This is a genomic window from Paenibacillus sp. FSL R7-0179 (assembly GCF_038002265.1).
GTDB lineage: Bacteria > Bacillota > Bacilli > Paenibacillales > Paenibacillaceae > Paenibacillus_AQ.
The window spans coordinates 2,660,316-2,686,347 of the sequence record NZ_JBBOCC010000001.1 but is presented as its reverse complement, the minus strand read 5'-3'; the positions used below and the strand labels follow the sequence as shown (position 1 = coordinate 2,686,347).

Genomic DNA, 26,032 nt, shown 5'->3' with positions numbered 1-26,032 from the left:
TTCATCCCCCCATTCTGAGCGGTTCTTCATGCATTTCGTACACAACCTCAGCGGTATATTCATTGTCATACGGGTCGGGAAGCGTCTCCTCGAACACAACAGCTAATTCCCCGTACTGCCTGCGGCAGCGTTCCATATGCTTAAGCCATTCCATACAATACTGCGGCTCCTCAGCATCCAGAAAGATCGGCTTGTGCAGCCCGGACTCCCCATATTCGATGTGCAGCCTGTTGTTACGGACAGGAAACAGCCGGATGAATGAATGCAGCGGGACAGCATGGGCCTCAAGCACCTCATGAAGCCGCAGGTATCCGTCCAAATCCGGGGTCACTCCGGCAAACAGCTTCTCATGAAGAATAGTTCGCCTTCTGTGCAGGATCAGCTTCCCGTAACTGATTCTGCCGATATGCCGGTATTCATCAATGCCGAGCTCATCATAGTCCAGCCCGGTTCCCGTGATGAAGCCGGATTGGGTGAGCAAGGCAAGATTCCTGTACTCCTCCGGCAGGCAAGCCGGTGCAAGTGATCCTGTATATAACGGAACAATCCGCTGCTTTCCAAGCTGGAGCTCGAAGCTATGACGTTCAGTATTCCAAATCAGCCCGGCAGCCTTAAGATCAGCAGCGATACTATTGCCTTCTGCAAAACCATTCATATTGGGATTGAACCCGCAGGAGGGGGAGTAGGTGATTAGCTGCGCCTCGTCCCCGCAGTGGAGCACATCTTGCAGCCGTTCAGCTATGGCGTCATGACTCTCGGGCAAATGATACATGGCATAGGCCAGATAGCTGTTCTTGCAATCATTCACTACAAGCTCTCCCGTACCGCTCCGCTGAAGCCAGAATCCTGCTACAGCAGGCTGGCGGATGCGGAGTTTCCGCAGCCCTGCCGTAAGCGGAGCCAGATCCGCACGCTCCAGCACAACATCCTCTCCCGCTGCTGCCGCAGCCAGCTTCATCCGGTATTGATCTCTGAGCTCCTCCAGGCGCGCTACTGCGGGAGCATTCTCAAATATACTTCCTTTGCAGGTTCGGTTGAGTGCCACATGCTGCTCATACTCTGCGGCATACCTGGACAGGCCGGGCTCAAGGGAGGTATACGGCACAGGGAGCGTATCATGCAGCTGATGCTCCATATAGAGCCGGAACTTCAGACGGTTATCGAAGACTGGCAGAACTTCAGCCCATTCCGCAAGCGGATCACCGAACGGCTCCACTATAGCAGACGGTACACCTGCTTCCGCATAGCTGTCCTCATTGAACGGGTTAGCCGGATATTTGCCCTCCCATCCGAGCAACTTACAGCAGCGGTTCACATGCTTCCGGGTAATTTCCAGCAACCGCTCCCTCTGCGGAACCTCACTTGTCTGTTCGAGCTGACCGGACAACAGACGGATGGCTTCCAGATGCTGAGCCAGGGACTGTATCCTGCTGCTTCCGTGACGCAGTGCAGAGACGGCTTCGATGAATAACTCCAGCGTAAGCGGCTCGCTCTCCCTGTAATTCGCATGCTTGAGGTATCCGCAGCGCAGCAGTGCAACAGCCTTGGCTGTCATAGCTTCTATGCTTTCATTCCATATCTGTGCCAGCTCATCCAGGCTGACTACGCTGCCGGGTTTGATCTTAGCCGCAGCCGGTGTCTTCAAGCGGTAGCTTCGCTTCGTTCTGCTATATATTCCGGGCTCCGCCGTTTGCGGTCCGGTACTTCCCTCCGTCAGGAGGGTCCCTTCTTGCTCCCTGTAATCCACCTTATAGCAGCTGGCCCGTATCACCTCAGGAAGCAGCAGCCATAACTCATACCAGTGAAGGAGAATCCATTGAGCGAAGCTGATCCGGCTCTTCTCTCCTGTTCCCGGTCCCCGGCAGATGGAAGTGAAGGAAGAGAGCGGGGCTGTTTTGGCAAAAGAACGCATCATTATTTTCCATACCTTTCCGCTTTTTTTCGAGCTATACGATTTGTTCAATGAACAATACATTTCATAGTTAGTTAGCAGCAGTGCATTCTGCACACTCGGTTGCTCCCGGAACAGCTTATACAGCTCCTGTTCCTGCATTTTACATTCACTCTTGAACCGGATGGTTAATGCCTGATACCGCTGTATCAGTCCGCTGCCGGTCTGCTCCAGAGAGAGTGCCTCCTCCATGAGCTCCGGTGCGATTAGGTTTACCTTCGGAATCTTTCCGGGCTGGATATGTCCTTTGCGGACTCCCTGTTGCAGCCGGATATAGGCAATCCGTACCTCCGGCTCTTGTTCTATGCGCTCAGACAGCCGCTGGTGCAGCCATTCCTTACGCTGATTGAATCCTTTACGTTCTTCACAATAAGCTAGAAGCTCCTGGTAGAAACCATGCTTAATCTGCATCAGGTCACTGGAAGGAACATGATTCCGTCTTTCAAACAGGAAGGTTCGACTCAACACGGCTCCCCCTTCTGGGATTGTTTTTGGATGGGCGCGGCTGATGCCGCCCCATCCATGGTTTAGCTAACAATTAGGCACAGGAAGAGGAACACGACGAACATGACGACGAGCCGCAGGTGGAAGAGCTCCCGCTTCCGCTGGATGCCGCCGTTGACGGAATAGCCTCCACTTGATCCAGTTCAATCAGCTCCAGGTCCAGATCTTCCAGTTCTTTATTCAAATCTTTCATGATTTATCATCCTTTTCATAATTAGTATTTTATTATCATTACGATACTGTTAATCTTAAGCACAGGAAGAAGAACACGACGAGCATGAGGACGAACCGCAGGTTGAGGAGCTGCCGCTGCCGCTGGTTGCCGCTGTTGACGGAATAGCTTCCACTTGCTCAAGTTCAATCAGTTCCAGGTCCAGATCTTCCAGTTCTTTGTTTAAATCCTTCATTTTTTCATCATCCTTTTCATAAAATTAGTGTTTAAGTATTCTTGTGAATCGGTCTGTCTTACGCGCAGGAAGAGGAACATGACGAACATGATGATGATCCGCAGGTGGATGAACTGCCGCTGCCGCTGGTTGCGGCTGTCGATGGAATGGCTTCCACCTGATCGAGTTCAATCAGCTCCAGGTCCAGATCTTCAAGCTCTTTTTCGAATGGTTTCATAGGTTACTTCACCTCCTTCAGTCCGTCCGGAATGCTGCTTATCAGGCGCTCCGTTTCAGTGGTTATTTTCTTTCTGAAGTAAGAGTATCACAGCTTATTCAAGCCTTCACCGACTACCATTCCAGTAATTCCCACAAATAAATTGCGGTGCGGCTGCAGGTTTTTTGCGGGTTAACACGCTCATTCAGGTGTCAATACTGATAAAGCTCAACAAATATATCCATAAGGGGAAGAAGACAATGAAGGCAGACGGAAGACAAGTACGGAGCAGAAGCTATCTGAATAAAAGAGTGTGCGGATTGTGGCTCATCTGGGTGGCCGCCATCCTGTTTGCGGGGCTGCTTGCGGGGGGAGCGCAGCTGATCTCCATGCCGGTATTTTCACTCGGGTATATGGCCGGTTTTTTCTGGATCCTGACCGGCAAAACGGTCAGCCGCAAGCTGTCCTACGGACCGCAAACGGCCTTTCAGGGCAAGATGACTCTCTACTCTATCCTTCTAATGTTCGTGATTATGGTGCTGGTAGGCGGTCCTCACTTCGGGGACGGCAATTACCGGATGGTCTGGCTGGGGGCTTTTTTGGCAATAGGTCTTCATTTCATTCCGATGGCCTGGGTGCATGGACGTTCCATGCTTCTGCTGGCTGTCCTGCTAAGCGCTAATGCTGTGGCGGGGATGGTGTGGCCTGAGCTGTCTTTTCACACCCTGGTCTATGTGGATCTTGCTGCCAAAGTGCTCTGGGGGACTCTGCTGCTCTTGTCTGGCCGCCCGGCTGCTGCAGAACCGTTCGCAGGCTCTTCGAATATCGCCAACTAAACGGAGATCAAATGGAAATCCAGAAAAATATTGTCTAACAGACTGAGATAGCGTATAGTATATTCCCATGTTGGAAGGGAGAGATTACTATGCTCAACAGGATTGAATCATTTCAAGGCTCCAGGCATTTCCGTCTGCAATATATTGCAGATAGCACCGTTGCAGCGGTTGCGGTTCCAGGCACAGGCTCACTCGCAAACGCGGCCATTATTGACCTGGGGGGACTCACGCTGGTGGTAGACACATTCGCGACGCTGGAGGCGGCTCAGGATTTGAAGGCTGCGGCTGAGCATCTCACAGGGAACCCTGTATCCTATGTGATCAACACACACTGGCACAGCGATCATACCACTGGCAATCAGGTGTTTGTGCCTGGTGCTCAGCTGATTGCAACATCCGGCACCCGTGAGACGATGAATACATTCGCCAGAGACCGGGTAGCCCAATACCAGAACAACAGAGAGAAGATGCTAGAGGCGATCAGAGAGGCAGAATTGCAATGTGCGCAGGAGACGGATCCTAAGCTGCAACAGGAAATGGCCTGGGAGAATGCAACAGACCGTGAATTTGTGAATATGCTGCCGCAGCTGGTGCATACGGTACCGACGATCACTTTTGACCAGCACATGACCCTTCACGGCAGCAACCGCAGCGCTCAGCTCATTACATATGGCGGAGGGCACACGCAGAGCGATGCTATTGTGTACCTCCCGGAAGATAAAGTGCTCATTATCGGGGATCTTGTGCTCTCGAACCACCATCCGGTGCTGGCTAATGCCAACCCTCAGGAGTGGCTGCATATTTTGGAGCAGATTGAATCGCTGGACGTGGAGACGATTATACCGGGGCATGGTGAGGTCTGCTCCCTGCAACAGCTTCATGCGGTGAAAGGGTACATAAGCAGGATGATCGCCATCGTGACCGAAGCCGTTCAGAATCAGCAGAGTATTGAAGAGATCGAAATCCCCGAAGAATACCGCGCTTGGTATTTCACAACCTATTTCAAGACAAATTTGAATAAGCTCTATGGCCTGATTACTGCTTCAGGGGAATAACAGAGAGCATTCGGCGTATATCGTGTAACCAGTAGAGGGAACAAAATCAACCTCCGGATGAATAATGCTGGCGCCTTCTTTTATCGGTCGCTTGTGAGGAACAGCATTGTTGCACATTTTGCAGGATTCCTTTATAAATGTTACTGACTGAAGTACAATGTTGCATGATTTGCACAAATTCAAGTGTTTAGAGCAAGTTAACGCTGAATTTGTTGCATTGCTTGCAGGATTTCAGCAGAGACTGCTTCTATGGTGCAATATTCTTGCACTTTTTGCAAAATTCCTCTATAAATGTTATTGGCTTTAGAGCATAGATTTGGCCCACATACCTATGTGGTAGTCATAATTTCCTAAACTACAAGAAAAGAAGAGCATATCCCTTCTTTTCTTGTTTTTCTCTATGCAAGCTATCCCTTCCTAAGTACAAAACATAGTGTGTCTGCTCCCCCCGTATACGGACTGCCGCAGCTATCATCGTAAACACTGTCCAGCTGGAATCCCCAAGGCAACACTTCCTCCGCAAGGGTCTCCTGTGTAAACACCGTGTTCCAGATCAAATAATGATGCAGCCTATGATCGGTAAGGATGACGGTCTGACGGGCCTCCACGGTATGCTCCTCGAAGAAATAAGACGCTTCGAGACATACATGCGGTTCAGCATTCCAAAAGCCTCCGTCTGGCTGAACCGACCACGAAGTGCTATCCTTCTTACTCTGAATCGTCTGATGCGTAAATACATCCATAATAAACAAACCCCCAGGCTTTAACGCACGGTGCAGCTTGCCCAGCAGAGTGTACCGCTCACTCTGTGTAAGTGCGCCATAATCACAATAAATCAAGGTAATCATATCGAACGCTTCCGAATAATCCAGCTCTAAATAATTCTGATAGATGTACCGGCTCCGCGTATCCTGCTCTTGGGCATAGGCGATGGAGCGGCTTGAGAAATCAAGCCCCGTTACGTTATATCCCTGTTCAGAGAGACGCTTGGTATAGAGTCCAGGTCCACAGCCAAGGTCAAGAATACGGCTCCCCGGCAGGATCAGACCGCTAATCCACTTCACTGAACAGTCAATATGCAGTGCCTGCGGCTCGCCGCTTCCCAGTCCGGATTCAGATGTGCTTCCAGCATTTTCTTCGAGATATGCCCGTCATTCCAAAAGGGTTCAACGCTTCGTTGCCACAGCACAGGTTGTACAGCAAGTGAAAACAGGTGATTTAGCATATGGTTTCCTTTCATAAAAAGATTCCGGGCCGTTATACTCTCATTAACTCCCTGTCCTAAATGGTAAGCGATCCTCTATGTCTGTCTCCAGGCACAGAATGAGTATAATAAAAGTTGCTGGTGCAGGGCAGTGAGCCCATCGTATAGCCGCTTCCACCCACTCTGACTCCCCCTAACTTCCCTTACACCCTCACCCGTGTTATATATGTACTTAACTGAACAAGACAAGGAGAGCCGTGAAGATGTCCAGAATCATGATTGTAGAAGATGATCCGAAGATTGCAGACTTGCTGCACTCGGCTGTTGAGAAGTACGGATATGAGGTCGTCAGGGTCAGAGACTTTCGCCTGGTATTGCAGGAATTCGAGGAGATGGGACCGGAGCTGGTGCTGCTGGATGTGAATCTGCCCAGCTATGACGGTTATTACTGGTGCCGGCAGATCCGCAAGGTCTCCACTTGCCCTGTGCTGTTCATTTCGGCGCGGGACGGGGAGATGGACCAGATTATGGCGCTGGAGAACGGCGGGGATGATTATATTACGAAGCCCTTTCACTCCGGGATTGTACTGGCCAAAATCCATAGCCACCTCCGCCGGGCCTACGGGGAATATGCGGCAAAACGCGAGGAGCTAATGCTGGAGAAGGAAGGGCTTAAGCTCTATCTGGAACGGCTCGAGTTGCAGTATGAACAGTCGGCCGTGAGCCTAACCCGTAAGGAAGCGGATCTCACCCAGAGCCTGATGGAGCGTTATCCGCGGATGGCCAGCCGGGAAGCCCTGCTGGAGAAGCTGTGGGACCCGGAGGCATTTGTGGATGAGAACACGCTGAATGTGAATATTGCGCGGGTACGGAAGAAATTTCAGGAGCTTGGGCTGCACGATGCCGTGCTTACAGTCAGAGGTTCGGGCTACCGGCTGAACCCAAGCTGGACCGAGGCTAAGCCATGAAGCTGTTTATCCGGGAGCACGCGCTATTATTCGCAGTTCAGCTGATGCAATTCGCTGCTATATTGTCTATTTACTGGCTCGACGGCTACCGTGATCTGCCCACCGCGCTCTATGCAGTCTTCATAGGCTTCTTCTTTCTCGGCTGCTATCTGATCTATCAATATATCAGCAGGCGGCGTTATTATCTCCGGCTCAGCAGACCGCTGGAGGCACTGGACGAATCCTTCCAGATCCTGGAGGACCAGCCTGCCTCTAAGGCGCTGGAGCAGCTCCTGCACTCTCAGTACCGCCATTATCAGCAACAGCTCACTGCGGTGAAGCTCCAGCAGGAGCAACACCTAACCTTCATAGACCAGTGGGTGCATCAGATGAAGACCCCGCTGTCGGTGATCGAGCTGACTGTACAGAACCTTGACGAGCCGGAGGCTGCCAGCATCCGGGAGGAGCTGGAGCTTATGCGGCGGGGATTGCACACTGTGCTGTACATGGCCAGGCTGCGGGCGTTTGAACAGGATTTTCACATTAAGCCTGTGGTCCTGCCGAAGCTGGTAAGCGAGGTGGTCCATGATCACAAGCGGCTCTTCATCCGCAACTCTATCTTTCCCGAAGTGAAGGTCTCCTCTCCCGGCATTACTGCCCAGAGCGATGAGAAGTGGCTGTTCTTCATGCTGTCCCAACTCATAAGCAACGCCATCAAATATTCCGCAGCAGCGGACAAGACCGGTAACGGTCAGAAGGTTACGGTATCCTGCTATCTCAGGGGAGCACACGCGGTCATTGAAGTGAAGGATCACGGCATCGGCATTCCAAAGTCCGATCACAAGCGGGTGTTCGGCCCCTTTTTCACCGGTGACAACGGGCGGGGACTGCGGGAATCTACGGGAATGGGACTGTACTTGACCAAAGAGGCGGCCGACCGCCTCGGACACCGGCTTGAGCTGGAATCGGCGGCTGGTGAGGGAACGGTAATCAGGATTATTTTGACGGCCCAGCCTTAGCTACCTTACAAGCGTGTAATAAAAGTGAAATCTTAATCGATAGCTGCACGGCTGCTGTCTCCGCTATAGTGGTCCTACAACCATTCTATTGCTTATACAGAGAAGGAGAGAACCCTATGCTGGAGGTACAACAGGTCAGTAAAATATATGAAGGAAACGTAGCCTACCGGGCGTTGACCAACATTGATCTAACGATAGAGTCCGGAGAATTCGTAGGGATTATGGGTCCATCGGGAAGCGGCAAAACCACGCTGCTGAATCTGATTGCCACCGTTGATGCTCCGACCACAGGAAGCATTGTGATTGGCGGGAAGGACACCGGCACGCTGGACAAAAATGAACTGGCGGTATTCCGCCGCCGCGAGCTGGGCTTTGTCTTTCAGGATTTCAACCTGCTGAACACCTTGACGGTGGAAGAGAATATCGTGCTTCCGCTCACACTGGATGGAACAAAGGTGCGTGTGATGAGGCAGAAGGCGCAGGAGATTGCGAGGAAGCTGGGCATTGAAGACATTATGAAGAAGCGTACCTATGAGATCTCGGGCGGTCAAGCCCAGCGGACAGCGGTCGCCAGAGCGATGATTCACTCTCCGAAGCTGCTGCTGGCGGATGAGCCTACCGGCAATCTGGATTCGGGTGCAGCCAGGGATGTGATGAATCTGCTGGAGACAATCAACGAACAGCAGGGAACCACCATGATGCTCGTGACGCATGACGCTGTTGCGGCCAGCTATTGTCACCGTGTGGTCTTCATTAAGGATGGCCGATTCTATACAGAGATCCACCGCGGGGACAACCGCCAGAGCTTTTTCCAGAAAATCATTGATACACTTTCGCTGTTAGGGGGGTATAGCCATGACGTTCCGCCAGTTCGCATTCCGTAATGTCACCCGGAACAAACGGCTGTACACCGCCTATTTTCTCAGCAGCATGTTTACGGTAATGGTCTTCTTCACCTTCTCCATCTTCGCCTATCATCCGGTATTCAGCGCAGACCGTCTCCAATCCAGCGCTGCTCTGGCGCTTTCGGTCGCCAAATGGATTATTTATGTGTTTTCCTTTTTCTTCGTGCTGTACTCTATGAGCTCCTTTCTGCAATCGCGAAAACGGGAGTTCGGGCTGATGATGATGCATGGCATGACTACCCGCCAGCTGCGGCGGATGATTTTCCTGGAGAATATGATGATCGGGGCGGGGGCTACGGTCAGCGGCATCGGGCTCGGCGTGATTTTTGCCAAGGGGATTCTGCTTGCCGGAGAGCGTGTGCTTTCCCTTCATGAGCGTCTGTTGTTCTATTTCCCGGTGAAGGCGATTGTGCTGACCCTGATTTCCTTCATGCTGCTGTTCGCCCTTATCTCCCTCTTCATTTCGGCGGTGCTGCGCAGCGGCAAGCTGATTACGCTCATCAAGGCAAGCCGTCAACCCAAACCGGAGCCAAAGGCCTCTATTCTGTTGTCTCTGCTGGTGGTCCTGCTGCTGGGAAGCGGCTACTTCCTGGCGCTGCGGACCAGCGGACTAAATGTAATGCTGATGCTCGTGCCCGTTGCCGTTATGGTGATCATCGGCACCTATCTGCTGTTTACACAGCTAAGCGTCTACCTGATCCGGGAGCTGAAGGCGCGGGAGGGGCTGTTCTGGCGCAGAACCAATATGCTGCTGCTCTCAGATCTCTCCTTCCGTATGAAGGATAATGCCCGCTCGTTCTTCCTGGTGGCTATTATCTCTACTGTTTCTTTCAGCGCTATAGGAACCCTCTACGGATTTCAGTCCATGCTGAACGGGGCGCTTAAGGAAAAGAATCCTTATCTGTTCACCTATCTGTCTGCACAAGGAGACAGCAAGGCAAAGGCCCATATCCAGCTGATTGACGAGAGCCTGCTCAAGGCCGGGATTACAGCAGGCAGAACAGGTCTGGCGCTGAGCTATTACAAGACCGCGGACGGGGGCCGGTCACTGATTCTGGTGAAGCAATCGGAATATAACCGCCTGGCGGAGCAAATGGGAATGAAGCCCATCCGGCTGAACAGCGGGAAGGCGGCCATTGTGGATTTCGGACTGTCCCGCAAGGGGGAAGAGCTGCTTAACCAGCCGGTAAAGCTGCAGTCAGGGGCTGTAATCGAGGCGGATCAGGCCGTCGTCTCTGCGGCGCTCCGGGCGGTCAGCGGGTATTATGTCGTCTCCGACGAATGGATGGCCCGGCTCGCCCAGCCGCTCAAGGTAAGCCATTATTACGCGTGGCTCGGGGAGATTGGACAGCCAGGGATTGAGAGTATAGGGCAGCGGCTGACGAACAAGCTCCCCTATAATGAATTCTATAATTTCTATGCGCTGGAATATGAGACCTCCAGAATTAATGATTACTTTGGCCCGCTGATGTTCATAGGACTTTTTGTCGGGATCGTCTTCTTCGTCTCCGCCGGCAGCTTCCTCTATTTCCGTCTGTACAGTGATCTGGATGAGGATAAGCTGAAGTTCAAGGCGATTTCTAAGCTGGGGCTGAGCCACAAAGAACTGGGTCGCATATTGAACCGCCAGATCGGCCTGCTCTTCTTCGCCCCTATTGTAGTCGCTCTTATCCATGGAGCCGTCGCCCTTACAGCACTGTCCCATATGTTCCAGTATTCCCTGTTCAGGGAATCTCTGCTTGTGCTGGGTCTGTTCTTTCTCATCCAAGTTATGTACTTCCTCATTGTCCGTTTGTTCTACACGAGACAAATCCGGTCGGCCTTGGCCGGATAAAAGCCCGCAAAACACAAACAAGGGGCTGTCCCAAAAGCCATGAAACGGCTGCTTGGGATAGCTCTTTATGCTGGAGCAAATTCAACGTGAACACTTGGGGGAGTGGGGAAGCTCCGATTCGGGCCTCACACCTGCGTGAGTGCAAATGTATGCTGTTTTCCACATACATTTGGCCCCACGCGCCTTCAGCGAGCCCATTGTATGTTGTTTTCCACATACATTTGGCTCCTCGCGCCTTCAGCAAGCCCATTGTATGCTGTTTTCTACATATATTCGGTTCTCAGGCCTGCGCGTCAGCAAATGTATGCTGTTTTCCGCTTACATAATTCCCGCAATAAAAGGAGCTGTCACTTTTGGGACAGCTCCCTCTTTCCGCTAAGACTTAAGGCAGAACCGAGAAGACAATATCGTCGAACAGCATGTAGGCGAAGCCGCTGGTGTAGAAGCCGACCTTGCCGGACGGGCGGTGGCCCGGATCGCTGCCGGAGAGCCTTGGTGCGCCGTCCACGGTTACAGCGATGTCCCCGCCCTTCGCCGTTACCTTCACCGCGTACTCCGTATCCGGCTGCAGGTCATGTCCCGGCAGCACCGTCTCGGTCAGCTTCTGCCAGGCCGTGTCATACAAGATCCAGGCCGAAGATCCGTCTGCCCGGGTCCGGTAGCCGATCCGGGTCGATCCGCTGCTGTCCTGGCGGTCGAAGATATACAGGATGCCGTTATCCGGCATCACAGATGGTGTCTTCAGCTTGAACTCCAGCTGATAGGAAGTGAAGCTGCGGTCGAGCAGTCCGGTCGCGCCATTCAGCAGCTTATATCTGCGGTTGCCGTCCGGGTCAGCGGCAATGCTGCGGTTAGGGTCGACCGGCCAGCCGTTGCCGCCGTGCTCGAAATCCGTCTCATGCATGATATTGGAGACCGTTATGGCAATATCGGCTTTGATCTGCGGATTCACCAACGACGTAGCGGTGATTACCGTATCCCCTTCATACACAGCGCTGACCACTCCGGTCTGATCGACTGTTGCTACCGCCGGGTTGGCGGACTGCCAGGTCAGCCCTGTATCCGGCGTATCCGCAGGATCGAAGGAAACTTGCAGTTGCCGTTGCTCTCCGGCGGCCAGACGCACGTTATTCTCTGCGGGGATAATCCCGGCCAGCGTAGTAGTCAGCTCCTTAAACTGGATGTCATCGAAGTGCATCTGGCTGACACCCGCGACATAGAAGCCGACCTTCCCTTCCGCATTATGCCCCGGGTCATTGCCCTTCAGGCGGAACGCTCCGTCCAGATAGACGCTGATGTCGCCGCCCTTCACCAGCATGCGGACCGCATATTCGGTGTCCGGCTGCAGGTCATGTCCCGGCAGCTTGACTTCCTTCAGCACGGTCCAGGCGGAATTGTACAGCAGCCAGGAAGAGCTTCCGTCCGCTCGGGTCTTATAGCCGATCCGGGTAGAGCCGCTTCCGGCCTGACGGTCGAAGATATACAGAGTCGCGTTATCGCCCATCACCGCCGGGGTTTTTAGCTTGAAGCTCAGCTCATAGGCCGAGAAGGATTTGGGGCTAAGGGCGGAGGCTCCATTCAGAATCTTATACCAGCGGTTCGTGCCGAGCTTCTCGATGCTGCGGTTGGCATCCTGCAGCCAGCCGTTCGCGCCGGACTCGAAATCCGTGTAGTCCATCACGCCATCGCCCGTCTCCACGTGAACCGTAACCGTAGCACTCAGCAGCGGATTTTCCACTGAAGCTACCGTAATCACCGTAGTCCCAACCGTCCGGCCGGTAACAACACCTCCACTATCTACAGCCGCAACCCCAGGATCCGCCGAAGTGAAGGTCAAGGCGGGATTATCCGCATTCCAGGGGAGAACCGCCGTGCGCAGCTTCACCATTTTCCAGCGGTCTACAGTAATCTCGCTGTCATAGACACTTACCCCCTGCACGGGATAGCTGTCCGCACCGGCTGTCGTGCCTGCCTTACCGATAACGCCGATCTCAGCAAACGGAATTTCCGGGAAGCCGGGAATCATATCATATACGTCCGCATCCGGCCGCAGCGACAGATCGCCTCCCGCCAGATCGGTGAAGCCGGGATCACCCGCAGTCACCCAGTTATTCGCATACTGGACCAGCCCGAATTTGTCGTACGCGCCATACACATTGGTGGTTACACTGCGCGGAACCGACGGATTATAAATGACATTGCCCTGGAACGTGTTGGTGTCAGGATAATAACGGTTCTCCGTGAAGAAATCCGCCAGCTCGGGATATTTGGCCAGGTAAGGCGTTCCGACGAAGTTATTATTTGCCGCGAACAAGGCCTGCCACTTCGGCATGTAATTCAGCGGCACCTGATCATCCGGCTCATCGCCCAGGAACATATCCGCATAGTCATACGGAATTTTGCTGTCTATGAAGATATTGTTGCGGGTCAGAATATGGGAACCGCCGTTATTTTTAATCGCCGAATTGCCCATCTTGTAGAAAATATTCTCGTCGATCGCCAGTCCCATCGTGAAGTTGTCGGGATACACGCCCTCTACCCCCGCTTTACTCTCGCCGATGTTATGGAAATAGTTGCGCCGGATCACCGTGCCCCGCTCATGGGGCTGCTCCCCTGCGTTCATGTAGATCGCTCCGAGATCGGAGAAGGTTGTGCATACATCATAGATCTCGTTATATTCCACAGTATGGTCATTGCCGAAGATCAGCACGCCGGGATGCGGCGCGTCATGCAGCTCATTGTGCGACATGCGGTTGCCCACGCCCGACAGCAATACACCGGGATTATAGGCTTTGTGATAATAGGCAAAATCGTGAATATGCGAATTCTCTACCCTGTTGTTCCCCGGCGCAAGCGTGGTTTTGTTGCCTCCGGCCAGCGTAACCGCAGTCCCCCCGATATGATGGATATGGGTGCTGAGAATAGCATGGTCTGTCCCCGGTGCCCCTTCAAAATTATTGTAGTAAAACCGGCTCTGGGTGTTGACCAGCACTCCGCTGTTGGTGAAATTGCGGATCTCGCTGTTCAGGATACGCAGCTGCTTGCCGCCCATGAACACCGCCGCCGAATCGCGGCCGTTCTCCAGCACCAGCTCCGAGAAGTCGATGTACGAGGCGTTCAATGCATTGATCATCGGTGTCTTCAGCATCGTGACTTCAATGTCCGGGTCCGCTGAGGCGGCAAATCCGGCATTCGGCAGAAAATACAGCTTCCCGGCTTGGCGGTCAATGTAATATTCACCGGGCATATCGATCTCCTCCAGCAGGTTCTGCGCGAAGTGGAAATCCGGGTACCAGTTTTTGAAGATACCGCTCATCTCGCCGTAGCGGAGGGTGATGCTTTTGGCGGCCGTATCAATGGAAGCAATCTTGTTATACGACCACTCCCAGCTGTAGCCGAAGATCCCGTCCAGCCAGATGTCGTCGGCCTGTGTCCAGTATTGGGGCCGGTCGTACGTATAGGTGAAGGTGCCGCCGCGTGTATGCACCTCCCCGTTCGGGTCCTTGCGGGTCGGGCCGGGATCGAGAATCTCATCCATCTGGACCGTGCCTTCATTCGGCCAGCGGGCCAGCGTCATGCCCTCTCCGGCTACATACAGCTCCATCGGCGGGACCTTGCTCAGATCATTAGCCAGATAATAGCCATGGCGGCTGAGCTCACCGTAATCGGTAATCCCGAGATCCGCCAGATCCGCCACCAGCACCTTCGTTCTCGCTTCAGTGCTGATGATCCGGCTGAGCACCGCGTTGTCCGTTACTGGAACGAACGCTGACTTCTCGATCTTCTCCGACCCCGACAGCGTAACCTCTTCCCCCGGATAAGCCGTGTACGTGATGGGCTTATTTGCCTCGCCGGAATCCTGCTCCCGCAGCTCGAAGCTGCTGGTCCGCTCATACCTTCCTTCCCGCAGATACACGGTAACCCCGCCCTCAGGCAATCCCTCCTCCGCCTTCAGCGTACGGATCGTATCGCGCGCCTTTTCAAGACTCTTGAATGGGGCATTCAGCGTCCCGGCATTGGAATCGCTTCCATTTGTGGCTACATAAAAAGCCGTCCCGGACGTTCCCCCCTCCGCATAGACAGGGGCTTCAAACGGCAGAGACGGCATCAACAGCAGACTGGCTGCAAAGGCGGCAAGCAAATGTTTTTTCACCAAGGCTCCTCTTCCTTTCAACTTGGGATGTAGGGGCTTACGCCAGCTTAAGCCTGGCGAAGCCCCTCATGAGCAGCAGGTTTCTTTCGGTTCTCCTCAGCCGTGCAGATCTATTCTGTTTCCTTACACCTTATTTCTTCAGACCTTTATCCTTCAGAAATTGTTCAAACTGCTTAGTAACCTCAGCCACATACTTCTCTTCGCCCGCTTCCTTCAGCTTGCCATAGAGGGTAGGCCAGGTTTCTTCAAAATCAAGCGTACCGGTCACAAGTCCCCGCTTATATTCCCCCCACACCGCATTCAGATTGGCGATTTCGGTATTCACCGGCTCGGAATTGAACTTGAAGGCACCGACCGGGTTCACCTCGGAATCGGAATTGATCTTCTTGGTCTCTTCCCATACATTCTCCGGCTGTCCTTCCTTCAGGTAGGAGTTGAATACGCTGCCGAACACCCAGTCCATATTCGGCAGATAGCGGGAATCCGCTTTGGCCTTGATGTACTCTCCCTCTGCCTTATCATAATGCTCACCGGCAATCCCGTTACAGAGCAGATTGTACAGCTCCTTGTCGGTATTCACCAGATTCAGGAACATCATCGCACGCTCCGGATTAGGGGCGGTACGGCTGATCGATTGGTTGGTGGTAGCCGAATAACCGTTGGAGAACCAGTCGCTGAGCGGTACAGTGATGACGTCATTGCCGCCGTTTTTGGCCTTCACCTCAGCCTCAACGCCCGGCTTCAGGGTCACGTTGAAATCGACTGCAAGCTGGCCTTTGGCGAGGTAATCATTCGCTTTTTCAGTAGCGGCATCCTTGTAAATATAGCCATCCTTATACCACTTGCTGGCCAGCCGGAAATTGTCCAGTTCTTCTTCCGGGTACCGCTGGAGCGTATAGGAAGGATCATCTGTCTTAATATAGAAATGGTCATCCAGACCCGGAACTACCCAGTACTTGTCGTCATGCGACTGCGGATTGATGAAGGAAGTGCCGAATACGCCAAACGGAATGATATCCTTCTCGTTCTGCTTAATCTGGGCCAGGAACGGCTCGATGTCTGCGATTTTTTTGATGGAAGCGGTGTCAAGTTTATACTTGTCAGCGAAGCGCTTCTGGATGATGAAGCCGTACCGGGAACCGTTAATCTGCTGGTTCGGAATGCCGTAGATCTCCCCGTCCACCGAGAGGCCATCCCACATCACCTGCGGCACCTCCTTCTTCAGCTCCGGCGCATACTCCTCAAGCAGCTTATCCAGCGGCTGGATCGCACCCTTGCGCACCAGCTCCTCCGGCTTCAGCATATAACCGGTCCAGAGAATATCGAACTTCTCGCCCGCTGCAAGCACGGTGTTCATCTTCTGCACGTAATCCCCGATCGCTACAGGCATCAGCTTGACAGTGGCGTTAATCTTGGCCTTCGTAAGCTTGTTTACTTCCTCCTGCACTTTATCCTGATCGGCCTGAAGCTGGGACAGCGGATAGTACCAGGTCAATTCTACCGGCTTCAGCCCGCTTGCATTTCCCGATTCAGGAGCCGCACTTTGCGCGGCATCCGTTCCGCCGCCTTCCGTACCTTTCCCGGCATTCGTGCCGCCATTATTGTTGCCCCCGCAGCCTGACAGCACAGATGCAGCCAGCATTACAGATGCCAATACGCCAACCAGCCCTTTTTTCATGTGAGTGACCTCCTGTACTTTGTACATGATTGTATGTTAACCCTTTAGGGAGCCAACCGTAAGCCCTTTGACGAAAAACCGCTGAAAAAACGGGAAGATGACCAGCATCGGTCCGCCGGCCAGTACTGCAATCGCCATCCGGGCCGAGCTGTTCGGAAAACTCGACAGGTCAATGCCAAGCTGCCCGGTGAATTCCGAGTTCGTCGTCAGAAACTCAATACTGTTCAGCGTCCGCACCAGCAGCAGCTGCAGCGGCACCTTGTTCGGATCATCAATGTACAGCATCGCGTTGAACCATTCGTTCCAGTAGGTGAAGGAGATCAGCAGACCCAGCGTCGCCAGCGCCGGAGTGGACAGCGGCAGGATGATCCGGAAGAAAATGCGGAATTCCCGCGCCCCGTCGATTTTGGCCGACTCAATGATCTCCAGCGGAATTTTGGACATGAAGCCCTTCATGACCATAATGTTGAACGGCGACAGCAGAATCGGCAGAATCAGCGCCAGCAGGCTATCCTTCAAATGCAGGTATTGCGTAATTAGGATGTACGAGGGAACAAGTCCCCCGCTGAACAGCATGGTGAAAAATACATAGAACGTCGTCGCCCGGTTATACCGGTAATCCTGCCTTGAAATCACGTAGGCGGTCATCGCGGTCAGCAGCAGTCCGGCCAGCGCGCCGATAATCGTCACCGTGAACGTAACGCCATAAGCCCGGAGCAGAATATCAGGAGCGTCCAGCAGATAGCGGTAGGCATCCAGACTGAAGGATGAAGGAATGAACTGGTACCCGTTCTCGGTCAGCGACTTCTCATCCGTCAGCGAGACCACGATGACCAGCAGGAATGGCAGAATCACCACCAGCGACAGCACGATAAACAGCAGATTAATGAACAGCTTCGAGAATTCAAATTTTTTGCCCACGCTTCGGGCACCTCCTTACCACAGGGAATTATCGGGATCGACCTTGCGCACAATTCCGTTAGCCGTCAGTACCAGCACCAGACCGACAACCGACTGATAGAACCCGGTAGCCGCAGACATGCTCACATTGCCGACCTCACGCAGCGCACGGTACACATAAGTATCAATGATATCCGTAGAGCCATAGAGAAAACCGGAGTTATTCGGGATGAAATAATGCAGGCCGAAATCCCCGCGGAACATATTGCCGATCGACAGAATCAGCATAATAATAATGATTGGGGCCATCAGCGGGATCGTGATTTTGAAGGCCATTTGCCGCTTGGTTGCCCCGTCGATCCGCGCCGCCTCGTAATACTCACTGTTAATGCCAATAATGCCCGCAAAATAAATCAGCGTGTTGAACCCCACCACTTTCCACAATTGAACCAGAATCAGAATGACCGGCCAGGGTCCGGGATTCTGATACCAGCTCACCGGATTCAGCCCGAAGGATTCCAGCGTGCGGTTGATGAAGCCGTCCGAGTGGTTCAAGAAGGCATAAGCCACATAGCCCACAAGTACCCACGACAGGAAATGGGGTAGAAACAAGGCCGTCTGATAGAACTTGCTCCACTTAGCCTTGATCTCATTCATCAGAATAGCCAGCAGCAGCGCCGCTGAGGTACCTATCAGAATATAGGCGGTGTTATACAGAACCGTATTCCTTGTAATCCGCCACGCCGTGTCCGTAGTGAACAAATAACGGAAGTTGTCCAGCCCGACCCATTTGCTGCCGAAGATCCCGAGATCATACCTGTAATTCTTGAAGGCGATAATCAGACCAATCATCGGAATATACGCGAAAATCAATTTGTACAGCAATCCCGGCAGCGAGAGCAGAAACAGCTCCCGGTTGCTTTTGAAATGGGCCAGCTCCCTGCGGAGCCAGGATTGTCTGCGCGTGGCCGGCAGCGCTCCTGAACTTGCCTGCTGTTCCGCCAGCGGAACCTTATTCAACATAACCTTAAGCCCCTTCCTTTCCTTCCTTAGCTGCAGCTGTGTGCCTGTGTCCCAGGCTTTGCACGACTAACATAGCGCAGAATCAGGCCTCTGCGTTACTGTACAATTGCAAGAATGCTGTAAAGCCGGGCTGTATTGTTGCCAGATTACTATCTAGCGGGGAACGAACTCCTGCGCGGCACAGCAAAAAGCCCGCCGCATGAACATTGCTCATGTAACGGACCCTGCCTTACGTATTGGACGCTGCTTGACCCATTTGGGTAAAGGAATCATCTGCTGCGGTCAATGGCTGATTTCAGGCGGTACTCCTTCGGAGTGGTGCCATAGCAGCGCTTGAACAGGCGGTAGAAGTAACTCTCGTTCCCGAACCCGACCTTCTCCATAATCTCCGTTACGGTGAAGTCCTCTTGCTCCAGGTACTTCTTGGCACTGGCCAGCCGGGCGGCGTTGATCTGATCCACCACGCTCGTACCTTCCTGCGCCTTGAACACCTGGCCCAGATAGACCGGACTCATCTTGAGCATATCGGCAATCCGCTGCACATTCAGATCAGGATCGGCGTAATGCTTGTCAATAATCTCCTTCACCGTATCCGCGAGCAGCCGGTTCTTGTCCTCGCGGCCGCTCCGGCGCTGCTCGGCGACTTCCCGCACCACCTCCAGCAGGACCGTCTCCATCTCATCCAGCGTCTCCTTCTCCAGAATCCGGCGGTTGATCGCCTGCAGGTTAAGCGAGACCGGATTGACACTCCGGCTGTTCATCTCAGCAAGCGTCTGGCTCAGAGTCACGGCCAGATGAAGCACCGCTGAATACATATTCTCGTAGCTGAAGCCGCCAAGCAGCGCTCTCCACTTGCGGATCGTCTGCTCAGTCTCTGCCAGATCCCCGCCCTTCAATCCCTCCGTCAGCTGCCGCTCCAGCTCCTGCGGAATGCGCAGCGCTTCATTCTCTTCATTCGCCCGGAGCATCTCCGGCACAAGCACAGCTCCCTTGCCGTAGATCATCCGGTAATTGGCATGGCGCTGCGCCAGATTATAATGCGCCGTGATACTGCGGTAATCCGTGAAGACCTCGCTTAGCGTGACCGTAAAAGTAATATGATAATAGTTGCTGATCGTCTGCTGAAGCTCCCTGAACCGTTCCTCCAGCTTCGCCAGCTCCCCGTCCGTACTCCCGGCAATGAAGACCAGATGCCCGCTCTTCATATCTGCAGCTTCACAAGAGCCCTGAAGGCGCAATAATTCCTGCCCGATGTTGGAGATGGCGAAGTACAGCAGCGATTCCATCGGCAGTCCCGGCTCTGCTGCCAGCCCCTGCAGGTTGTCGATCTGCACGAGCGCAAGCCGGAGAGGGGACGGATAGGCAATATCGATGCCGTGCTGCTCTCTAAGCTGCAGGAAGGACTGCTCATCCAGGCTGTGGCTTGAAGTGATCAGACTGCGGAGCTGATAGAGCTTGGCAATATTGGACTGCGAGGCCCGCTCCAGCTCCAGCCCCTTCAGCTTGCTGATCATCTCCGTAAGGTTGGCTGCAATCAGCGACAGCTCATCCTTGGCCTGCGGCGCACCCCGCCCATCGCCGGGAACCAGAGTCAGCAGCTGGCCTACCGGTTTATACAGCCGCACCGCGAAGAACACGGACAACAGCACAGCCAGCAGAACGACGGATAGCGTGACCGCGATCTCCGTCCATTTCATCTGCCGGACACTGCCCAGCACCACATCGTAATCCTGCATGCTGATAATCTGCCAGTTGTTCAGGGCTTTGCTCAGATAAGTCACTTTATACTTCCTGCCGTCATGACTGTAGTTGAAGGAATCCAGCGGCCTGCCCGAAGCGCTGATCTGCGGCAACAGCTCTCCCTTCAGGTTAAGCCCTTCAGGAACCTGCCCGCCGGTTGCGATCAGCACCTCACCGTCGGTATCGGTCACGAAGAGTACATCATTCTGCCGCTCCGCCACTTGGTTAAGCGCTTTCATATTATCAAGCATCCATCCCGGCTTGACCGTGAGGATCAGCACATTGTCATTGATTGAACCCAAGGTATCCCCGTCATACAGGAAGAAGGCAAAGACATCAATCCCCCCGCCCTTGCCGTCCAAGTCGAGCGGAATGAGCTGGAGCTTCGGCAGATCTGCCCGGGAATCCATATAGTTCTGCAAGGAGCTGTACAGAAGACTATTGTTAATCTCATGATTCAGCGACGAGAAGAACCGGTGCTGGGCCCCATTATAAAAGACGGCCGCATGCAGATACGGTGAGGCTGCGACCGTATGATTCAGCCGCTCAATCTTGAGGATGCTCTGCCTGTAATCAGCGCCGGACTTCAGCGCCAGCAGCTCCTCGTCATTGTACAGGGAGACTGCCAGATCTTTTACAATCCCGTTCATGTTCTCAATGTTGTAATTGATCTGGGTCAGCAGCTTGCGGTCTGCTTCATTCTGGAGGCTGAGCACCTTGCTGCGGGCACCTGAGTTCATCAGCAGCGAAGCCACAGCCAGAATGGCAACAACAAGCATAAAGCTGAGTAGAATCCGCTGCAAGTATTTACGTGAACGGATCGTCTGCAGTACGTTCATATGATCCCTCTCCCGGCTCTTAAGGTGTCCTTACTATAATCCCGCGCCAAAATACTTGTCAATCTGCAGTTCCAGCTCCGCACCGGACCATTCCCGGAGCAGCGTCCGCGCGATCACCCGGTGCCCCGGAGTGTCCGGATGGATACCGTCACCATATCTGTAAGCGGCGTTCTGCGAGCGCTCATGCCGGATCAGCTCCAGCAGCGGCGTACGCAGATCAATCACTTGGTCCGCAGGGCAGCCCCCGGATAGCAGCCAATCCGCATAATGCTCCAGCACCTGATCGTAGTCCCTGTATGGCGCAAGATAACTGAAGTCCGCCGCGTCTGTGGGCTGTAGCTCCCCCGTCATGGAACGGGCATCGAACGGCGGAGGTGTCATGAGTACGATCCCGGCTCCAGCTTCACCGACCCGGGTGCTGAGTGCCAGCATACCTGACTGATAAGCAGCGAACCGCTCTTCCGAGAAGGGGTGATAGATTCCGTCATTCATGCCATAGCACGCTATAACCACATCTGGAGCAGCCTCCGCCAGCTCTCTGGCCAGCCGCTCATGCACGCAAGGGCGCGGATTGGGATGCGCCGCTTCGCTCAGACCCGAGACCGTCTCGCTGGGAACACCGGATGGAATCAGCTCGGTAGTCCATTCCGGCCGGTGCGTGTTCAGCCATTCCCGGATCAACCTTATATATTGTCCGTCAGCAGTAATGCTGTCCCCAAGGAACAGTATCCGGGGATTTCTGTTATTCTGTGTAATTCTATCCTTAAGTATATTCCGCATTCTTTGCCCTCCTGACCTTGGCACAGGTCTCACTGCCGGCCACAGCCGGGCCGGTACACCCGCCACCCTAATGGTAGCGCCGCCGGCACCTTTGCGCCTTGACGATCCCGACCTTCTTTAGCATAATATGGCCATGACTACCAAAATCCTAGCGCGGGATATCGGCCTTGAGCCGGGTTTTACCTTTCGAATCCAGAAATGCCCGCTGACCCATGATTACTACGTCCACAGCCATGATTTCTCTGAGCTTGTCGTTATTCTGTCGGGACACGCCATACACATCATTGAAGGGAGAGAGGTGCCGGTTAAGGCCGGACAGGTTTTTCTAATCCACAGCAACGTTTCCCACGGCTACAAGAATGTTGACGGAATTGAGTACGTGAACGTGATGTTCCAGCCGGAGCAGCTGCTCCAGCAGTCCGAGCTGAGGCTCCTGCCCGGCTTTCAGGCCTTATTCTATATTGAGCCGTTCTACCGGAAGGAGATGTATTTCAAGGGGATGCTCTCGCTGGAAGCGGGACAGCTCCGGGAAGCTACACGGCTGCTGGATGAGATTCTTGAGGAGCATGACCGGCAGCCTGAGGGCTACCGGCTGATGATCCGTACCTATTTCACCGCTCTGGTGGGCATGCTCTCCCGCTATTATCAGAACAGCAGCAGTCATGAGGATAACAAGGCGCTGCGGATCGGAGAGACCGTCACCTACATCGAAGAGCATTTCCTGCAGCCGATCACGCTGCAATCCATGGCAGACCGGGCCTATATGTCCACCCGCCAGTTCCTGCGGGTCTTCACCCGCAACTACCAGACCACCCCTATGGATTATGTCATCCGTAAGCGGCTGGATTATTCCTGCACCCTGCTGCGCAGCCCGGGTCTGAGCATCTCACAGGTGGCGATGGACAGCGGCTTCCATGACCAGAATTATTACTCCCGCCAGTTCCGCAAGGTATTTAACTGTAGTCCCAGCCAATACCGCGAGCGGATGCTGGGTTCCTGACCGCTGCCCGAACGGGTGCTCAGCCCTCCCCCGGACCGTTCACGGCAGCAGCCTCATCCCGCTGGCGCAGCCGCTGCCGATAGGCTCCGGGGGTTACTCCGAATCTGGCGCTGAACAGCCGGGCCATATAATTGGGGTCCTGAATGCCTACCCGTTCGGCAATTTCCGAGATGCCAAGCACCGTACCGCCCAGCAGCTTCTTCGCTTCTTCCAGCCGCAGGTGCAGCACATACTGCAGCGGCGTGGTGCCGATATGCTGCTTCATGCATCTGGTAATGTAATCAGCCTGGAAATGCAGCTCCTCCGCAAGCCCCGCCAGATGAAACGGCTCCCGCCAATGCTCCGCCAGATAGGCTGCGGCCGCCCGGGCCAGCCGGACCGCCGGCTCCGGCGGCTGAGCTGTATGCTCACATTCCGCCTGAAGCGCCGCCAGCAGCCCGGCCAGCAGCAGATGAAGCCGCATGGCATTCTCTGCGCTGAGCCGGTTATGAAGCTCGTTCATCTCCTGCAGGATCGGCTCCAGCCCCTCCAGATCAACGGCTGTGAACTTCGGCAGATACAGCCGCTGCTGTACCGAAGGCTCCTCATCCTCCACCGTTCCCTTTGCCAGTAGTGTAGACCAGGGGATATCCCCGCGCCGGATATACGCCGGTTCAGGAGCGTGAATGAAATGCACCCAGTAAATCTCCGTATCCTCCTCACAGGCACGGTATCCGTCATGCGGTAATCCAGCCTCAAGCAGCAGCACCATCCCCGGCCCCACCGCATATTCCTTATCCGCTTCCATCATATAGAGCGTCCCCCGCTTGACCAGCAGCAGATCATATACATTGAAGGTGCGGGCGAAATGCCGGTCCCCCGGCGACCAGACGGCATGCCCTACCGTGACAAACTGCGGCAGCGGCGGAATCGGAAACTCCAGGCACAGCATGCTCTCCCCCTCCTCTCCAAAGTCGGTTTTGTGCTATTCCAAGTCTATATTATCACTGGCTGATCCCGCAATAAAGAGGTACAGTGACTGGGAATCTTCTTTTCATTCCATTCCATAAGGGGTTGTGTATCCATGCGTTTTCGTCAGGTTCATCTTGATTTCCATACCTCAGAAGCCATTCCCGGCATTGGCCGGGACTTCTCCAGAGCCCAGTTCCAGTCCATGCTGCGTACAGGTCATGTAGACTCGGTCACCGTATTCTCCAAATGCCATCACGGCTGGGCCTATCACCCCAGTGAGGCCAATGAGATGCATCCTCAGCTTACCTTCGACTTGCTGGGTGAAATGATTGAGGCTGCCCATGAGATCGGAGTCCGTACACCCGTGTATTTATCGGCCGGCCTGGACGAGAAGCTCGCCCGCCGCCACCCGGAGTGGCTGATCCGTGACGCCGAGGACCGGACCCGGTGGGTGAAGGATTTCATGACACCGGGTTACCACGAGTTCTGTATGAACACCCCTTATTTGGATATTCTGCTGGCCCAAATTCATGAGGCGGCTTCCCGCTACGATACCGATGGTATCTTTCTGGATATCGTTGGTTGCCGTAAATGCCGCTGCCAATATTGCGTCACCGCTCTGCGGGCAGCAGGACAGGACCCCCGGGATGAAGCTGCCATTATCGCCCTCGGGGAGCAGACTTACCTGAACTATGCCCGCCGTGTGCGGGAGACCCTGGATGCCGTGAAGCCCGGGCTTCCCGTCTATCACAACAACGGCCATCAGCAACGGGGACGCCGCGACCTCGTGCAGGTCAACAGCCATCTGGAGCTGGAGTCCCTGCCCACCGGCGGCTGGGGCTATGATCATTTCCCGCTGTCCGCACGCTACGCCCAGACGCTGGGCATGGAATTTCTCGGCATGACCGGCAAATTCCATACCTCCTGGGGAGAGTTCGGCGGCTATAAGCATCCTAACGCGCTGCGGTTTGAAACTGCGCTTAGCCTGGCTCACGGTGCCAGATGCTCCATCGGTGACCAGCTCCATCCCTCCGGCCTGATGGATGAAGCGACTTATGCCCTGATCGGCGCTGCCTACAGCGAGGTCGAGGCGAAGGAGGAATGGTGCAGCGGGGCCACTGCTGTGGCCGATATTGCCGTCTTATCGCTGGAAGCGGCACGGGAGGCCTGTCCCGGCGGGCAGGCACGCAAGGGAGAGCGTAATCTGGCTGACGCCGGAGTGGTGCGGATGCTGACCGAAGGGCATTACCTGTATGATATCGTAGATACATTCAGCGATTTGAGCGCGTACAAGGTGCTGATTCTCCCGGATGAGGTATCTGTATGGCCTGAGCTGGCCGATGCCATAGTGAACTTCACGGCTGGTGGCGGCAAGGTGCTGGCTACCGGACGCTCAGGATTGAATCTGGCCGGGGATGCCTTTGCCCTGGACCTGGGAATCACCTGGCTTGGAGAGAACTCGTATCAACCTGCGTATTTCAAGCCCTATTTCACTCCCGGTGCGCTATTGCCTGCCTCTTTTGTCATGTACGGTGAAGGGCAGCTAATTGAATTACAGGAAGGCCGAGGAGAAGCACTCGGACATCTGGAGAACCCTTATTTTAATCGTGACGTCTTTACCTTCTGTTCCCACCAGCATACCCCGGGCGCCATGGCGAACAATGGTCCAGGGATGGCCGAGAGCAGCAGCGGCATCTATATCGCCTGGAAGGTATTCAGCGAGTACGCCGAAGCCGGCTCACTTATCCTGAAGGAGCTGGTACTGCATGCCCTATCGCGGCTGCTGCCTCAGCCGTCACTGCGTACGAATCTGCCGGCCCGCGGCATAACGACCCTGCAGTATCAGCAGGCAGAGCAGCGTTATGTCAATCATCTGCTTTATGCCGCGCCTGCCCTGAAGGGCCGGATTGAAGTCATCGAGGACCTCGTGCCGCTCCATGATATTACCGTCAGCCTGCGGCTCCCGTCTCCCGGCCCCGTCCACAGGGTCTATCTGGCCCCGTCCATGACAGAGCTGCCGTTCACGTTCAGTGAGGATGGCGAGATTACCTATACCCTTCCTTACCTGGAGAATCACCAGATGGTAGTGGTTGAGCTGGTGTAGATCAGG

Annotated in this window: 20 protein-coding genes; 8 read left to right on the top strand and 12 right to left on the bottom strand. The window is 54.3% G+C overall.

Features of this window, described 5'->3' with window-relative positions:
* Position 1: 1 nt before the first annotated feature.
* The 4 genes from MKX63_RS11970 to MKX63_RS11955 all read right to left on the bottom strand — a co-directional run bounded on the left by MKX63_RS11970 (position 2) and on the right by MKX63_RS11955 (position 3,079).
* Positions 2-2,416, bottom strand: coding sequence for a hypothetical protein (locus MKX63_RS11970; protein WP_341017271.1), 2,415 nt, complete (start codon positions 2,414-2,416; stop codon positions 2-4).
* A 73-nt stretch (positions 2,417-2,489) separates the two neighbouring features.
* The gene (locus MKX63_RS11965; protein WP_339219784.1) at positions 2,490-2,648 is read right to left on the bottom strand and encodes a thiazolylpeptide-type bacteriocin; all 159 of its coding nucleotides are present in this window, start codon (positions 2,646-2,648) and stop codon (positions 2,490-2,492) included.
* A 55-nt stretch (positions 2,649-2,703) separates the two neighbouring features.
* Positions 2,704-2,862 (bottom strand): thiazolylpeptide-type bacteriocin, encoded by a 159-nt coding sequence (locus MKX63_RS11960; RefSeq protein ID WP_036732414.1) that lies wholly within the window; start codon positions 2,860-2,862, stop codon positions 2,704-2,706.
* A gap of 58 nt (positions 2,863-2,920) precedes the next feature.
* The gene (locus MKX63_RS11955) at positions 2,921-3,079 is read right to left on the bottom strand and encodes a thiazolylpeptide-type bacteriocin (protein WP_339219785.1); all 159 of its coding nucleotides are present in this window, start codon (positions 3,077-3,079) and stop codon (positions 2,921-2,923) included.
* 239 nt (positions 3,080-3,318) lie between these two features.
* On the opposite strand from MKX63_RS11955, the gene MKX63_RS11950 reads away from it, so the two are divergent.
* Positions 3,319-3,894, top strand: a complete 576-nt coding sequence (locus MKX63_RS11950) for a DUF6609 family protein (protein WP_341017270.1) — start codon at positions 3,319-3,321, stop codon at positions 3,892-3,894.
* An 89-nt stretch (positions 3,895-3,983) separates the two neighbouring features.
* Positions 3,984-4,949, top strand: coding sequence for an MBL fold metallo-hydrolase (locus MKX63_RS11945; RefSeq protein ID WP_341017269.1), 966 nt, complete (start codon positions 3,984-3,986; stop codon positions 4,947-4,949).
* A gap of 407 nt (positions 4,950-5,356) precedes the next feature.
* On the opposite strand, the gene MKX63_RS11940 is transcribed toward MKX63_RS11945, so the two are convergent.
* Positions 5,357-6,013, bottom strand: a complete 657-nt coding sequence (locus MKX63_RS11940; protein WP_341017268.1) for a class I SAM-dependent methyltransferase — start codon at positions 6,011-6,013, stop codon at positions 5,357-5,359.
* A gap of 403 nt (positions 6,014-6,416) precedes the next feature.
* Between MKX63_RS11940 and MKX63_RS11935 the strand changes: the two genes are divergently transcribed.
* The 4 genes from MKX63_RS11935 to MKX63_RS11920 all read left to right on the top strand — a co-directional run bounded on the left by MKX63_RS11935 (position 6,417) and on the right by MKX63_RS11920 (position 10,858).
* Positions 6,417-7,121, top strand: a complete 705-nt coding sequence (locus MKX63_RS11935) for a response regulator transcription factor (RefSeq protein ID WP_341017267.1) — start codon at positions 6,417-6,419, stop codon at positions 7,119-7,121.
* Complete coding sequence (locus MKX63_RS11930; protein WP_341017266.1) at positions 7,118-8,119, top strand: sensor histidine kinase; 1,002 nt, start codon at positions 7,118-7,120, stop codon at positions 8,117-8,119. Before MKX63_RS11935 ends, MKX63_RS11930 begins: the two co-directional genes overlap by 4 nt.
* A 116-nt stretch (positions 8,120-8,235) precedes the next feature.
* Positions 8,236-9,003: an ABC transporter ATP-binding protein gene (locus MKX63_RS11925; RefSeq protein WP_341017265.1), complete on the top strand. Its 768-nt coding sequence runs from the start codon at positions 8,236-8,238 to the stop codon at positions 9,001-9,003.
* Positions 8,975-10,858 carry an ABC transporter permease gene (locus MKX63_RS11920; RefSeq protein WP_341017264.1) on the top strand — a complete coding sequence of 628 codons (1,884 nt, stop codon included), beginning with the start codon at positions 8,975-8,977 and terminating at the stop codon, positions 10,856-10,858. Before MKX63_RS11925 ends, MKX63_RS11920 begins: the two co-directional genes overlap by 29 nt.
* 382 nt (positions 10,859-11,240) lie before the next feature.
* On the opposite strand, the gene MKX63_RS11915 is transcribed toward MKX63_RS11920, so the two are convergent.
* The 6 genes from MKX63_RS11915 to MKX63_RS11890 form a co-directional block, all read right to left on the bottom strand.
* Positions 11,241-15,011 (bottom strand): Ig-like domain-containing protein, encoded by a 3,771-nt coding sequence (locus MKX63_RS11915; RefSeq protein WP_341017263.1) that lies wholly within the window; start codon positions 15,009-15,011, stop codon positions 11,241-11,243.
* A 130-nt stretch (positions 15,012-15,141) separates the two neighbouring features.
* Complete coding sequence (locus MKX63_RS11910) at positions 15,142-16,689, bottom strand: ABC transporter substrate-binding protein (protein ID WP_341017262.1); 1,548 nt, start codon at positions 16,687-16,689, stop codon at positions 15,142-15,144.
* 36 nt (positions 16,690-16,725) lie between these two features.
* On the bottom strand, positions 16,726-17,610 hold the full coding sequence (locus tag MKX63_RS11905) for a carbohydrate ABC transporter permease (protein WP_036690583.1): 885 nt from the start codon (positions 17,608-17,610) through the stop codon (positions 16,726-16,728).
* Positions 17,611-17,625: 15 nt separating this feature from the next.
* Complete coding sequence (locus MKX63_RS11900) at positions 17,626-18,612, bottom strand: ABC transporter permease (protein ID WP_340752126.1); 987 nt, start codon at positions 18,610-18,612, stop codon at positions 17,626-17,628.
* A gap of 269 nt (positions 18,613-18,881) precedes the next feature.
* The gene (locus MKX63_RS11895; RefSeq protein WP_341017261.1) at positions 18,882-21,191 is read right to left on the bottom strand and encodes a helix-turn-helix domain-containing protein; all 2,310 of its coding nucleotides are present in this window, start codon (positions 21,189-21,191) and stop codon (positions 18,882-18,884) included.
* A gap of 33 nt (positions 21,192-21,224) precedes the next feature.
* Positions 21,225-21,971 (bottom strand): SGNH/GDSL hydrolase family protein, encoded by a 747-nt coding sequence (locus MKX63_RS11890; protein WP_341017259.1) that lies wholly within the window; start codon positions 21,969-21,971, stop codon positions 21,225-21,227.
* Between the two features lie 133 nt (positions 21,972-22,104).
* On the opposite strand from MKX63_RS11890, the gene MKX63_RS11885 reads away from it, so the two are divergent.
* Positions 22,105-22,971, top strand: a complete 867-nt coding sequence (locus MKX63_RS11885) for an AraC family transcriptional regulator (protein WP_341017257.1) — start codon at positions 22,105-22,107, stop codon at positions 22,969-22,971.
* A 19-nt stretch (positions 22,972-22,990) separates the two neighbouring features.
* Here the strand turns inward: MKX63_RS11885 and MKX63_RS11880 are convergent, their stop codons facing one another.
* The gene (locus MKX63_RS11880) at positions 22,991-23,902 is read right to left on the bottom strand and encodes an AraC family transcriptional regulator (protein ID WP_341017255.1); all 912 of its coding nucleotides are present in this window, start codon (positions 23,900-23,902) and stop codon (positions 22,991-22,993) included.
* Positions 23,903-24,034: 132 nt separating this feature from the next.
* On the opposite strand from MKX63_RS11880, the gene MKX63_RS11875 reads away from it, so the two are divergent.
* On the top strand, positions 24,035-26,026 hold the full coding sequence (locus MKX63_RS11875) for a beta-galactosidase trimerization domain-containing protein (RefSeq protein WP_341017254.1): 1,992 nt from the start codon (positions 24,035-24,037) through the stop codon (positions 26,024-26,026).
* Positions 26,027-26,032 lie beyond the last annotated feature (6 nt).